General features: G+C 37.2%; 9 protein-coding genes. 8 read left to right on the forward strand and 1 reads right to left on the reverse strand.

The window, feature by feature from the left end; all coding sequences use genetic code 11:
* The first annotated feature begins 51 nt into the window (after positions 1-51).
* The 3 genes from ASG21_RS04780 to ASG21_RS04790 all read left to right on the forward strand — a co-directional run bounded on the left by ASG21_RS04780 (position 52) and on the right by ASG21_RS04790 (position 8953).
* Positions 52-2061, forward strand: a complete 2010-nt coding sequence (locus ASG21_RS04780; protein WP_056076620.1) for a flotillin family protein — start codon at positions 52-54, stop codon at positions 2059-2061.
* Positions 2062-2440: 379 nt separating this feature from the next.
* Complete coding sequence (locus ASG21_RS04785; RefSeq protein WP_056076623.1) at positions 2441-7252, forward strand: DNA repair ATPase; 4812 nt, start codon at positions 2441-2443, stop codon at positions 7250-7252.
* 162 nt (positions 7253-7414) lie between these two features.
* The gene (locus tag ASG21_RS04790; RefSeq protein WP_056076625.1) at positions 7415-8953 is read left to right on the forward strand and encodes a SulP family inorganic anion transporter; all 1539 of its coding nucleotides are present in this window, start codon (positions 7415-7417) and stop codon (positions 8951-8953) included.
* Between the two features lie 79 nt (positions 8954-9032).
* Here ASG21_RS04790 and ASG21_RS04795 read toward each other — a convergent pair whose 3' ends face one another.
* Entirely contained in the window at positions 9033-9968 is a 936-nt protein-coding gene (locus ASG21_RS04795) for a LamG-like jellyroll fold domain-containing protein (RefSeq protein WP_056076626.1), read from the reverse strand.
* 391 nt (positions 9969-10359) lie between these two features.
* On the opposite strand from ASG21_RS04795, the gene ASG21_RS04800 reads away from it, so the two are divergent.
* The 5 genes from ASG21_RS04800 to ASG21_RS04820 are packed head-to-tail and all read left to right on the forward strand — an operon-like array spanning position 10360 to position 14537.
* The gene (locus ASG21_RS04800; RefSeq protein ID WP_056076628.1) at positions 10360-11034 is read left to right on the forward strand and encodes an HAD family hydrolase; all 675 of its coding nucleotides are present in this window, start codon (positions 10360-10362) and stop codon (positions 11032-11034) included.
* Position 11035: 1 nt separating this feature from the next.
* Positions 11036-11860, forward strand: coding sequence for a phosphoribosyltransferase family protein (locus ASG21_RS04805; RefSeq protein ID WP_056076632.1), 825 nt, complete (start codon positions 11036-11038; stop codon positions 11858-11860).
* Complete coding sequence (locus ASG21_RS04810) at positions 11850-12404, forward strand: TerD family protein (RefSeq protein WP_056076634.1); 555 nt, start codon at positions 11850-11852, stop codon at positions 12402-12404. Before ASG21_RS04805 ends, ASG21_RS04810 begins: the two co-directional genes overlap by 11 nt.
* A 6-nt stretch (positions 12405-12410) precedes the next feature.
* Entirely contained in the window at positions 12411-13577 is a 1167-nt protein-coding gene (locus ASG21_RS04815) for a toxic anion resistance protein (protein WP_082482355.1), read from the forward strand.
* 15 nt (positions 13578-13592) lie between these two features.
* Positions 13593-14537 (forward strand): hypothetical protein, encoded by a 945-nt coding sequence (locus ASG21_RS04820; RefSeq protein ID WP_128414214.1) that lies wholly within the window; start codon positions 13593-13595, stop codon positions 14535-14537.
* Positions 14538-14598: the final 61 nt, after the last annotated feature.

Below are 14598 nucleotides of genomic sequence, written 5' to 3' on the forward strand. Positions count from 1 at the left end.
CTCTTTGCATTAAATAAATTAAAAACACATTAAACAAATAAACTATAAAATATGAATACACCTTTGATTGTTGGGATTGTTGTCACAGTGATAGCGTCTCTCGGATTGATTTTCTGGATTTTATCGATGTATAAAAAGACCGTTCAGGGAATCGTCATTTTAAGAACAGGATATGGAGGAACCAAAGTTTTCTTCAATGCAGGAATCGTAATTCCGGTAATCCACAGAATGGAATCGATGGATATTTCGGTGAAGAAACTGGAAATCGCCAGAGAAGGAAAAGCGGGTTTGATCTGTAAAGATAATATGAGAGCCGATATTCAGGTGGCTTTCTTTATCAGAGTGAATAAATCGGCAGATGATATTGTAAATGTCGGTCAGACCATTGGTTGCCAGAGAGCTTCTGATATCAATACTTTGAGAGAATTATTTGAGGCTAAATTTTCTGAAGCGCTGAAAACGGTTGGTAAAAAGTTTGAATTTATCGAACTCTACGAAGCCAGAAGCGAATTCCGTCAGGAAATTTTACATATTATCGGAACCGATCTGAACGGATATGTTTTGGATGACTGCGCGATCGATTATCTGGAGCAGACCAAAATAGAGAATTTAGATAAAGACAATATCTTAGATTCTGAAGGGATTAAGAAAATCACCGAACTGACGGCTACTCAAAATATCAAAGCCAATCAGGTTCGAAGAGATGAAGAAAAAACGATTACAAAACAGAATGTGGAAGCCCGTGAAGCAATTTTAGAACTGGAAAAACAGCTGGCTGAGAAAGAAGAATCTCAAAAAAGAGAAGTAGCTAATATTAAAGCGCGTGAAAATGCAGAAATTCTGAAAGTCGATGAAGAAGAGCGTCTGAAATATGAAACTGTGCGCATTGCTACAGAAGAAAAATTGCAGATTGCTGAAGAAAATAAACAGAGACAGGTCGTGATCGCTTCCAAAAATAAAGAACGTGCCGATTTAGTGGAAACGGAAAGAGTGCAGAAAGATAAAATGCTTGAAGCAACTGAAAGAGAAAGAATTGTTTCACTTGCTCAGATTGAAAAAGAAAAAGCCATCGAACTCGAGAAGAAAAATATTCAGGATGCTATCCGTGAGCGTTTGACAATGGAGAAAACGGTGGTTGAAGAGCAGCAGACAATCAAAGATTTGGAAGCCTTCAAAACAGCAGACAGAACCAAGCAGGTTGAAATCACTTTGGCAACTCAGGAAGCAGAAAAGAAATTGATTCAGGAAACAAGAGCAGCGGAATCAAGAAAATTATCTGCAGAAAAAGATGCTCAGAAATATGTGATTGAAGCTCAGGCGAAAAGAGATGCGGCTGAAAAAGAAGCGGAAGCTCGTAAAATTATCGCTGATGCGAAAGCGAAAGAAGAGGCAACGGTAGGTTTGTCTGAGGCTCAGGTTCTTCACGCCAAAGCTGATGCTGCCGAAAGACAGGGGATCGTTGAATCAATCGTCATCGAGAAAAAAGCGGAAGCAGAAAGAAAAGAAGGAATTGCTCAGGCTGAAGTAATCAAAGAAAAGGCGTTTGCAGAAGCAGCCGGAATTACCGAGAAAGCAGAAGCGATGAAAAAACTGAATGATGCAGGAAAAGATCACGAAGAATTCCGACTGACTTTGGCAAAAGAAAAAGAAGTGGAATTGGCGCAGATCTCCATTCAGAAGGATATTGCACAGGCTCAGGCTGGAGTTTTGGCGGAAGCGTTCAAATCTGCAAAAATTGATATCGTGGGTGGTGACAATACCTTCTTTGACAATGTGGTTCGTCAGGTTTCTGCCGGTAAGGGTTTAGATAAATTCATCAGCCACAGCGAAAATGCAACTTTGGTCAAAGAAAATCTTTTAGGGGACGGCGAAAATATTATCGGAAAAGTAATGGGAATGGTTGATAAATACAATATTTCTTCCGAAGACATCAAAAATATGAGCATCGCAAGTCTGATCTTTAAACTAAACGGCGTTGCCGACCAACAGGAAAAAGGTCTCTTGTCCAGAGCAATGGATATGGCAAAAAACCTGGGTATCGAACAAAAGCCAATCAGATAAAAGCTAAAATGCTATTCTAAATTTACTAAAAAGTCCCAACGGGACGGCTTAACAAAGGATAGGATGCAATCCTATCAATAGAATTATCAAAGAATTGAATTAAAATCAAAATTATATTGTAAAACTCTCATTGTATAATTTTTCAATGACTTTGAGAGTTTTTTTTCAATGTAAATTTTAAAAAATTAAACCATTAAGGATTATTAAGCTGTTAAGTTAATTAAGGAAATCAATAGATTTTTTATGAGCATGAAACTTAAAGCGAAGCTAAACTTAATGACTCTTAATTACTTAATAAACCTTAATGGTTAAAAAAATAAATGAACAGGATGATGGAAACATCAAACACCTATCATCCAACACCAAACATTAAAAACCTATGTCAGAAAAATTAAATTCAGGGACATACGAAATAATTCAAAGCCGTCTGAATGAGCAGAAAAACGACCTCATTCAAAGGCTTCAGAAGCTGAACGAAAACCGTAAAGAAATTTTCGGGGGCGTCGATTTTTCACTCATCGCGAATGAAAGAATTTCTACCGAACACAACTGCGTCGCCAAAGATATTTTTTCGCTGAAAAACACTTTGATTTTCGGATCAAATGCGCATTTGGGTTTGCAGAGTGAAATTAATATTACAGATGTTTTCTCAATTTACACGATCAATAACGACCGTTTTGAACCTCGTGATTTATCGCTGATCAATGATGAAATCTTCGTTGAAGAGTTCAAGAATTTGTATAAATATTACAGAAACACCTTCTTTGCACGTTTTCATTTTACCGAAAACTATCTGTACATGGTTTTCCAGCTGTCTGAAAGTACGTCAGATATCAAGGCTTTCAAATGGCTGATCAAAGAAGATCAGTTGGTGTATGTGGATTCCAGAAGTGCTTCGGAGGTAACGTATCCGTCACAACATGGTTTTGCGTGGACGAAAGCTACCCGGGATATGCAGCGAAGCGGGAAATTTCCTCACGTTTCTCTGGCAGATAAAGTTTTTGTGGAATCAACCGGTGGAGATATTACCATTAAAATCGAGGACAATACCGACACGGGAAAAGGAATTTATTCTGAGGATGTTATTCATAAAGATCAGAATCTGGATGATGCTGAAATTCACTTCTGCGATCTTGATAATTTGGTTTTATTTAAAATTAAACCATATCAGGAAACGGAAAGATATTTTATTTACAATCATAAAGAAAAAATTGTTTCGCGTGTTGATACCTTGAAGCATTCGGCGGTTTTGCTTCCGGAAAATCAGGGCGTTTTATTCTCAAATGGATATGCTTTACAGACTGGAGGTCTGAAAGTAATTTCTCAGGATTCAAACCGTCTTCATTATCTGAAAACGATTTCTGAACCGAACGGTGAAAATTTTATGTATGTTTTCTACGATGATAAAACCAATAATTATCAGCTGATATCGTACAATATCATTACGCAGACCATCGAAACGCCGATCCGTTGCAGCGGATATTCCATTTTAAATGATGGAAAGCTGATTTATTTGAGAGAAAGTGTAGAAACGACGAAGCATCATTTAGCTCAAATCTGGCAAACGCCGTACGCAAAAGAATTGCTTCCGAATACTGAGAAATCCGACACGCTGATCTACAAAATCGGGAACAAAGATATCGTGAGAGTGATGGCAGAAAGTCAGGAACTGATTACTTTACTCAACAAAGAAGATTCCTACAGCGGGCTGTACGACGATATTGTCAAGCTTTCCACAACGATTTTAGATGCATATTATTTTCTTGGTGATGATGAGGTTGAAAACCTTGATCAGCCTTTAAAGGAAATCCGAAGCATTGCCCACTCCGCGATCAACGAGTTTGAAAAAGTGGTCGAACAGAAGAAAAATACCTCAGAAGCTGTTGAGAAAATCAAAATTGCCTGTGAAAAAATTCTGGATGATACAAAACGGATTCATTATTCTGAACTGACCGAATATATCGATATGCTTTCACAAATCCGGGCGCTGCGTGGCGAAATTACCGGAGCGAGAGATCTGAAATATGTCGATGTTAAAATTCTCGATACCTTAGATCAGTCATTGGCAGCAAGGTCAGAAGAACTTTCCAGTGCCTGTGTCAATTTTCTGCTTCAGGAAAATTCTCTGTCACCTTACGAAACCAGAGCGCAGTCCATTTCAGAAAATATTATCAATTTGCAGAAAGCGATTGACGCCAAAACAATTGAAGAAGAAATCACCAATTTGTCTTCACAGCTTGAGCTTTTGGTGGATATTGTCAATAATTTAAAAATTGAAGATACTTCGCAATCCACGCAGATTATTGAAAACATCTCGGTGATTTTTGCAAGATTAAATCAGGAGCGTTTAGAATTATCAAAACGAAAAAGAGAAATTTCCGGTAAAGAATTGTCCGCTGATTTTCAGGCGCAGATGACCTTGTTTGATCAGTCGGTGATTAATTTTCTCGAACTTTCGCAAACTCCGGAAAAATGCGATGAATATCTGACCAAACTTTCCATTCAGCTCGAAGAAATGGAAACGAAGTTCATTGATTTTGATGAGTTTATCCAGAAAATCGGCGAGAAAAGAGAAGAAGCATACGGTCATTTTCAAAACAAAAGAGTTCAGCTTACGGAATCTCGTAACAAGAGAACGCAGAATTTATATGATTCAGCAAAAAGAATTTTACAGTCCGTAAAGACAAAGACCGAATCCTTTGATGCTGAAAATGAGATCAACGGTTACTTTGCGACCGATCTTATGGTGGAAAAGGTTCGTGATATTTCCCGACAGCTGATGGAAATGGAAGATTCTGCCAAAGCAGAAGAAATTCAGACCTTGTTGAAAACTTCGCAGCAGGAAGCAGTCAGAAAGCTTAAGGATAAAAAAGAAATTTACGCAGACGGCGACAATGTGATCGCTTTGGGTGATTATAAATTTGCGGTCAACCGTCAGAAATTAGATCTGACTTTGGTGCTTAGAAATGCTCAGTATTATTACCATTTAACCGGAACCGGATTTTATGAACCTCTGAATTTTGATGCGGTTGCAGATTACAAAGACGTCTGGAATCAGGAATATATTTCGGAAAATTCTCAGGTAAAACGTTTTGAATATTTAGCCTGGAACATTTTCTCAAAAAATAAAAACATCAATACTGAAAAACAAAACCGAAATGCAATCCAGCAGTTTATGACTGAGCATTTTGGTGAAGGTTTGGTGAAAGGAATTCATGATGAAGATGCGTTAACGATTGTTTCAAAACTTCAGCAGATGCATAATGAATTGGGATTGATGCAGTTTACGCCATCTGAAAGAGCCTTGGCGCAACTGTTTTGGTTTTTTTTGAATCAGGAAAGAAAAGAATATTATCAGAAACAGTTTGAAGCGGCTAATTTAATTTCTAAATCTTTTGTAACTGATAAGGGTTTCAAACATCTTAATGACGAACTTTCAAGTGAGATCAGGTCTTTTGCACAAAGTAATTATCTTTTTGCTGAGGTCAGTGATTTTAATGCTGCCATTTATTTAAAAAGAGAAAATAAATCAGCGTTTGTTGTTTCTGAAAATGCGGCTTTGCTGTCCGAATCATTTTTAAAAGATTTAAAGAACAAAGGAGAGGATCTTGAGTTCATCGATCAGCTGAATGCGTTAAAAAATTATATATCAGCGTGCTTTTCAATAGCAGAAAGTGCTTTAAATGCATTCTTACTCAATTCAGAAATAGATTTTGAAGAGGATGTGAAAAAAGAAGCCGCGGTCTTTTTTGTAACCCAGCAATTCAACGCTGAAAATATTCTTCATGTCACATATGAAGCGGATTTGAAAGGTTTGAAATCATTAGAAAAAGATCTTGATTATCATTTAAATTATTATGAATTCAGTTCACGCCTGTCCAATTTCAATGAAGTGGTTGTTCCGAAATACAAACAGTTGCAGGAATTGAAAGCAAAATGGGTGAGCGATAAGAAGAAAAGCCTGAAAATCGATACCTTCAAATCTCAGGTTTTGAGCTCATTCGTAAGAAATAAATTGATTAATGATGTGTATTTTCCTTTGATCGGGGCAAATTTGGCCAAACAATTGGGAACGGTAGGAAATGACAAACGCACCGACAGAATGGGAATGTTGCTTCTCGTTTCACCTCCCGGTTACGGAAAAACTACGTTGATGGAATACATGGCAGACCGAATGGGATTGGTTTTTATGAAAATCAACGGTCCGTCAATCGGTCACGATATCGTTTCCACAGATCCGAATGAGGCTAAGAATGCCGGCGCAAAACAGGAATTGGAAAAACTGAATTTAGCTTTAGAAATGGGCGACAACGTGATGTTGTACCTCGATGATATTCAGCACTGCAATCCTGAGTTTTTACAGAAATTCATTTCTTTAGCTGACGGACAGAGGAAAATTGAAGGAATTTATAACGGAGAAAGCAAAACCTATGATTTGCGGTCAAAACGTTTCTGTCTCGTTATGGCAGGAAATCCATACACGGAAAGTGGCGAGAAATTTAAAATTCCGGATATGTTGGCGAACCGTTCGGATACTTATAATTTGGGTGAAATTTCGGGGAGCAAAACGGAATTATTTGATTTAAGTTTAATTGAAAATGCCTTGATGTCAAACGATTATCTTACCCGACTGACCAATCAGGAAATGGAAAATCTCTACAGTCTGTACAACAGCATTCAAACCAATTCTCCAAATGTTGATCTGGCAGGAAACTTCAGTTCTAATGAAATTTCAGATTTCAGAAAGGTTCTTGAAAATACTTTGAAGGTTAGAGATATCGTTTTAAAAGTCAATAAACAGTACATCGCTTCTGCAGCAATGGCCGATGATTACAGAAACGAGCCGTCCTTCAAACTTCAGGGTTCGTATCGGAATATGAATAAATTGATTTCAAATATTCAGCCGATTTTAAAGGAAGATGAGGTGACGCAGATCGTTTTAAATCATTATCAAAACGAATCGCAGACGCTGACCACCGGAGCAGAATCGAATATGCTGAAATTAAAGGAACTGATGAATCTGATTTCTGAAGATGAAAAGAAACGTTGGGAAGAGATCAAAAAAACTTTTGTCAAAAATAAAATGATCAAAGGCCTGGGTGAAAATGATAGGATGACCCAGATTGTGGCTTTGCTGGCTCAGTTCAGTGAAGGTTTGGATGGGATTAAAGATGTTTTGAAGAAAGATTAAATTCACAAAATGAAGATTGAAGACCGCAGAATGCTGCGGTCTTTTTTCGTGGAATAATGCGATTTGAAAATGATTAAAATTCAGTTTCAACTGAGTATCTTTGCCAAAAAATAATTAAATTTTTAATTATTGAAATCCCTTTTGCAATTCTGACCTTTTTCAATGAGAAATACACTCCAACTGTTCGATTTTTCGAAAAAAATAAATTACAAAAACGAAATTCTCGCTGGCTTTACCGTCGCCATGACCATGATTCCCGAGTCGCTTTCGTTTGCAATTCTTGCCGGACTTTCTCCGCTGATTGGTTTGTATGCGGCTTTTATGATGGGATTGGTAACAGCTGTTTTAGGAGGCCGTCCCGGAATGGTTTCCGGTGGAGCTGGAGCCACAATCGTTGTATTAATTGCACTCATCAAATCTCACGGTGTGGAATATCTTTTTGCAACCGTAGTTCTGGCTGGTATTTTTCAGTTGCTGGTGGGCGTTTTTAAACTCGGGAAATTTGTAAGATTAATTCCGCAACCCGTAATGTATGGTTTTCTAAATGGTTTGGCGGTCATTATTTTTATGGCTCAGGTAGAGCAATTTAAGGTCGTTGACGCTCAGGGAATTTCAGGATGGCTTCAAGGTTCATCACTGTATATCATGCTGGCTCTGACGGCGCTTACAATTGCTATTGTTTATTTCTTTCCTAAAATAACGAAGGCAGTTCCTGCTTCGCTGGTAGCAATTATTGTTGTTTTTGCATTAGTTCTGGGATTTAATATCAACACCAAAACGGTGTCAGATATCGCCAATATCAGCGGAAATCTTCCCAGTTTTCATATTCCTCAAATTCCGTTTTCACTGGAAACACTGCAGATTATTTTCCCTTACGCCATGATTATGGCAGGTGTTGGATTGATTGAATCGCTGCTCACGCTTTCAATGGTTGACGAAATTACCGATTCCAAGGGCAGTGCCAATAAAGAGTCTGTCGCTCAGGGCTTAGCCAATATCACCAACGGTTTTTTCGGTGGAATGGGCGGCTGTGCCATGGTTGCCCAGACTTTGGTAAATCTCAATGCCGGTTCCAGAGCCAGACTTTCAGGGATTTTTGCTTCGCTAACGATCTTAATTATCATTTTGGTTGGAGCTCCTTTTATAGAAAAGATTCCGATGGCAGCATTGGTTGGTGTGATGATGATGGTGGCGATTTCTACCTTTCAGTGGGTTTCGATTAGGATTGTCAACAAGATGCCAAAGTCTGATATTTTTGTGGGAGTGACTGTAGCGTTAATTACCATACTGCTTCACAATCTCGCTCTCGCTGTTTTGGTGGGCGTTATTATTGCAGCTCTGGTGTTTGCGTGGGATAACGCCAAAAGAATCAGGGCGGGAATATACACTGATGATTTGGGAGTGAAATATTACGAGATTTCCGGACCTTTGTTTTTTGGTTCTGTCACTGCATTCACAGACAAATTTGATCCTAAAAATGATCCTGATGAGGTTGTTGTGAATTTTAAAGACAGCAGGATAGTGGATATGAGCGCTATTGATGCGCTGGATAAACTTTCAAAAAAATACAGTCAGCTGAATAAGAAGTTGGTTTTGAAACACCTCAGTGAAGACTGCAGAAAAATGCTGAAAAATGCTGAAGTTGTTATTGAAATCAATGTTCAGGACGATCCAACGTATAAGGTAATGCCTGCAAAATAGGGAAGAGGGAAGTTAGAGGATGAAGTAAAAAAAACTGTCCCGATGATTGAGCGGAACAGTTTTTATAAGTAAAAATAATCTATTTTTTAATGAATTTTGTATTGGAAACACCTTCAATTTCGAGGAAATAAGAACCTTTGGTTAAAGCTGAAATATTGATCGTTTTTGAATCATTCAGCTCTCCTGAGATTACAGTTCTACCGTTTACATCAATTATTTTGTAAGCATTTTTCCCTTTCAACGGAGTGTTGACGTATAAAATATCGTCAGCAGGATTGGGTGCGATGCTGACATTCGATTTTGCAGCTTTTGCTTCTGCTGTTGATAAATTACTGCTGTAGATTTGAGATATTTCTGTAGGAGTCAGCACACGGTTCCAGATGCCCACATCATCAATAGCTGCAGCAATATTTCCACCGCCAATCGCCCGGCCGATGTAGAAAGGCATAGCTGCTGACGTTGAATTGGTGTAAGCATTATTTACAGTTGCTGTTAATGCTCCGTTTTTATAAAGCTGCATGGTCTGGGCGTTATAAACAGCGATGTAATGTTCCCATGCTGTTGTAGAATAGTTGGGTCCGTTCGCCCACGTCCATGATTCCCCCTGTTTGTTGGTGCCGAAGATTGTTTTTGTGCCGTCACACTGCAACAGCCAGATAAATTGTCCTGAAGTATTGGATCCGCTCATCATGGCAACACCTTCCGAATTTCCGGTTTTTTTCATCCAGAATGAAATTGAGAATGATCCGCCCTGTGCAAAATTGGAAGAAAGAGTTGACTTGGTAAGATGGGCATTGGTTCCGTTAAAGAGATATGCTGCATTTGCATTACCATCTCTGTCTGCTGTAAGGGTTGCTCCATTTACCGTCAGGTTGTTTGAATTACCGCTGGAATCGATTGCACTGCCGTTGAAACCCCACCAGGCAACTAATCCGTTAGTAGGAACGTATCCGGGAGTTTGTGCGTTTGAAAATAAAGAAAACAGAACTGAAGAGAGAAGAAAGATTCTTTTCATAAGTATTAATTTTTTTAATGGTTTTTCAAATATACCGATTAAAAATATATTAATATCATCATTTAGGGAATTTTGTTAAATATTTATTTAGTATGAAGGCTTTTTATTGGTATTTATATGTTAATTATGTACTAAAAGTGTGATTCTATTCAATTTAAATTGTCTGGGATAAATTCCCGATCGGGAGTATTTTAACCACAAAATGTTTCAGGTAAATTTTAATAATGATTTTGAAGATAAATCAAATCTTAAATAATCTTAAAATAAATTCAGATTGAAAGAAAAATTTTATCTTTGAGTTTACAATAAAACACAAAATAATGACAAAAGAATTTTTATTAATAAAAAATCTTTTTCAATAAAAGCTAAAAACAATTTAACTTAAACCATTTTGAAAACAGATATTGATATTCTGAACCATGATCATTTTTCCTTTGATCTGTGGCTTACCCTGATTAAATCTCATCCCGAATTTAAAACCAAAAGAGTTGAGCTCTTTGCTTCCTATTTTGAAGTGGAAAAACCAGTTGATGAGGTTGCGAAGGTTGTAAAATATTACGATGATCTCTGCAATACCATCAACGAAGTTATTGGCGGAAATGTGGATACTTACGAGATTTATTTATTAATTTTAAATTCTTTAAATGTTGATCTGAAGCAGTTGAACAGAGAAAAATTAAATGAATTTTACCAAAAGAGTGAAGAGCTTTTTCTGGAATACAAACCTATTGTGATTTTCGAAAATTTGCATCAGTTTTTTGATGAAATTAAAAATCAGGGAAAAACCATTAATATTCTAAGCAACACGGGTTTCATCAAAGGCAGAACGATGAGGAAATTTTTGATTAAAGAAAATCTTGATCAGTACATTGATTTCCACATTTATTCTGATGAACTGAAAGTTTCAAAACCCAATCCGCTCGTTTTTCAGGAGGTGAAAAATTTAATTAAAAACCAGGATTTACAAATGAACCGGATTTTGCATATCGGTGATAATCTCATCGCAGATTACAAAGGTGCAAAAGATTTTGGGTTCAGTGCCCACTTACTAAAACCACAACTATAATATGAACACACGCTACAGTTTACACAAAATAGACTCTGCGCATGAATTTACTTTCTCGCCGGCAGAATACAGCTATTTTAAATATGGTGATAAATCGTACGCCGAGAAATTTGCAAAAGAACTTTTTGAAGGATTTCTGGCCGGTCATCAGGAGATTTTAGATACAGATCAGGAAATTCTTGTGCTGCCGAGTCCATACATGGCGATTCCTACGGCTTCGAATTTTCTGTGTTTTTATTTTAAAAAACAGCTGGATTTTTACTTGTTTCAAAAAGGGAAACGCTCAAGTATTATTTCAAAAATCAACAGAAATCACACCTATACCACAGATTATGGAAATCTGAGCTTTGAAGACCGTAAAAATCTGATTGCCAACGATACCTACTATCTGGATAAGGATTTTCTGAAAGGCAAACTCTGCATTTTTATTGATGACATTAAAATCACGGGAAGCCACGAATTTACAGTCAACAAAATCCTGGATGAATACAGCGTAAATGCAGATTTTCTGTTTTTATATTACGCAGAACTCACTAATTTTGAGATCGATCCGAAAATCGAAAATTTCTTCAATTATTATACTGTAAAAGACGTTCACGACATCGCTGAGGTGATGCTGAAACCGAGTTTTCAGTTCAATACCAGAATTGTAAAATATATTTTAGGGCTGAATTCAAGTAATTTTGATTATCTTACGTCTAAAATAGAAAAAGAGCAGATGGATCATCTTCTGGAGCTGGCCATCAGCAACAATTATCATTTAATAAAAGAATACGAAAATAATATAAACACTTTAACGCAAACAGAACTTAATTATGGCTATTAACTTACAGAAAGGACAAAGAGAAAACATCAACGCACCTAAATTCACAATCGGTTTAGGATGGGACACCAACAATACATCAACAGGAGGATCTTTTGATTTGGATGCTTCGTTATTTTTGCTGAATGACAGCAAAAAACTGGTTTCAGACAACCATTTTGTTTTTTACAACAACCTTGAGTCTCCGGATAAAGCAGTGATTCACTCTGGTGATAATTTAACTGGTGACGGCGATGGTGATGATGAGCAGATTAAAATTGATCTGACTAAAATTGATGATGCTGTAAAAGAAATCACAGTGGTAGTGACGATTCACGAAGCAGACGAGAGAAGACAGAACTTCGGGCAGGTAAGAAATTCCTTCATCAGAATTTTCAATACCGATACCAACGAGGAGATTTTAAAATATGAACTGGATGAAGATTTCTCTATCGAAACAGCTGTAGAATTCGGGAGAATTTACAACAGAAACGGAGAATGGAAATTCGAAGCAGTAGGAAGCGGCCAGAGAGATGGCCTGAATAAATTTGTATCAATGTATCAATAATCAGTTATGGATAATCAAAATACAGATCCGCTAGGGTCGATTGAACCGTTGAAAACATTTGAGCCAACGCCCATTCCTCCGGCACAGCCCGCTCAGCCGGCACAGAATTCAGCTCCGGCCGTTTTGGTTGACAGAGATGGAAATGTGAATTTAAATCAGATTCAGGCGGCAGACCGTCAGAAATATGAATTGATGGCAAATTCTATCGATGAATCCAATCCGGGTTCTATAGTGAATTTCGGTTCAGATTTACAGAAAACTTTAGCCAATCAGAGTGACAGTTTCTTAGGAAACGTAAGAAGGTCAAATTCCGGTGAAGTGGGAGAGTTGATCAATAATTTATTGATAGAATTAAATTACGTTGATGTTGATGAAATCAACAACGGTGGCGTAAAAGGCTTCCTGAGCAGACTTCCTTTCATGAAAAAGGTAATGAACCAGATGGATAATCTTTTTGCCAAGTACGACAAGATCACTAACAATATTGATCAGATTTCTCATAAAGTAAATGCGGGAATCATCACTTCTACGAAAGATAATGCCGTTTTGCAGACAATTTTCGACAGCAATGTCAATTCAATTAAAGCAATTGAAGAGTTGGTAATTGCAGGAAATCTGAGAATGGAAAAGGCAGCCGGAGAACTGGCAGATATGGAAAACAACGTTCAGAATTTTGCTGATTACCAGATTGCTGACAAAAGAGATTTCATCAACAGATTAGACAGAAGACTGGCTGATTTAAAGGTTGTACGCTTAATTATGATGCAGTCGCTTCCACAAATCAGACTGGTGCAGAATAACAACGTTTCAATTGCCGAAAAAGCGCAGACGATTTTAACGACCACTTTGCCGGTTTGGAAAAATCAGCTGTCTTTGGCGGTTGCGATGCACAGACAGCAGCAGAATATTGAAATTCAGCAGAAAGTTTCGTCTACTACAGAAGAAATTTTGAGAAAAAATGCAGAACGTTTGGGTCAGAATTCCATCAATGTGGCAAGAGCCAACGAGCAGACTATTGTATCTGCTGAAACATTAAAGGAAACTACTGCAAAACTGATCAGCACATTGAATGAAGTAAAACAGATTCAGAAGCAGGGAACAGAAAGCAGAAGAAAACTGGATCAGGATCTGCAGACTTTAGAATCAGAATTAAAAGCAAATATCAGAGGGTAAAAACAGGTTTATAGCGTGAATGAAGAGGTTGCAAACATCATGTCTCAGAGTACAAGAAGATTAACAAGGCTTAAACTTCTCTCTAATTTTTTTGAAAATGTTGATATCATTGCAATCTACATTAAAACCGACATTATTCATCATCTTTTTGAGAATAACAAGACGCTGGATTATAATAAACTGGAACTTTTTCATCTTCAGTATACCGACAGTCTGATTGAACTTTTAACCAAGATCAAGAAGAAAAAGGAAAACGATTTGCTGGCTGTGATTAATGAAATCAACATCAACAAACGCTATATTTCCAACTTTGAAGAGAAGAAAACCGACAGTTTTGAAATGGACAGAAAAATCTACAGCGGTGTATTTTCTGAACATCTCAAAAATCTCTATCACGAGTTGATTGAGGAAAAAAATACGCTGAACTGGAGCAAGGTTTTATACTTTCACAAAAAGTACGGAACTGAATTTTACCGTACAAAAGCAGACGAAGATAAGCTTAAACCTCAATCTGCACCTTTCTACCAATATCAGGATTACTGTATTGAGAAAAAGCTTTTGGGGAAACTGAATATTCAGAATTTTAAAGTCCGTTTTGTCTGCGGATATAAGTTTGAAAGGCATGAATATGAGCTTTTCAGGATTTTTCAGAGTGATGAATATTTTATTTTTAATGTGGATGAAAAAAAACTGTACCTCATTGATGATGAATTGACTGCTCTGGATATTTCTGAGAACGTATCCAACCAGAGTTCCATTATCAGTCAGCTCATGGAGAAAAACGATGAACTGACCGAGACGATGGAAATGAGGAGGAAAACCATTCCTGAAGATGTACAGTCTGTCTTAAAAGATTACCTGAGAAATCTCGAGAGCATCGATATCATGAGCAAAATTTTCGACGTCAACGAAGAAACCAATATCCTTCGGGCGATGTTGAATTTAAATTTAAATAATTAAAAGTAAAAAGTAAAAAGTAAAAAGTAAAAAGTAAAAAGTAAAAAGTAAAAAGTAAAAAGTA

Source organism: Chryseobacterium sp. Leaf394 (genome assembly GCF_001424105.1).
Classification (GTDB): Bacteria; Bacteroidota; Bacteroidia; order Flavobacteriales; family Weeksellaceae; genus Chryseobacterium.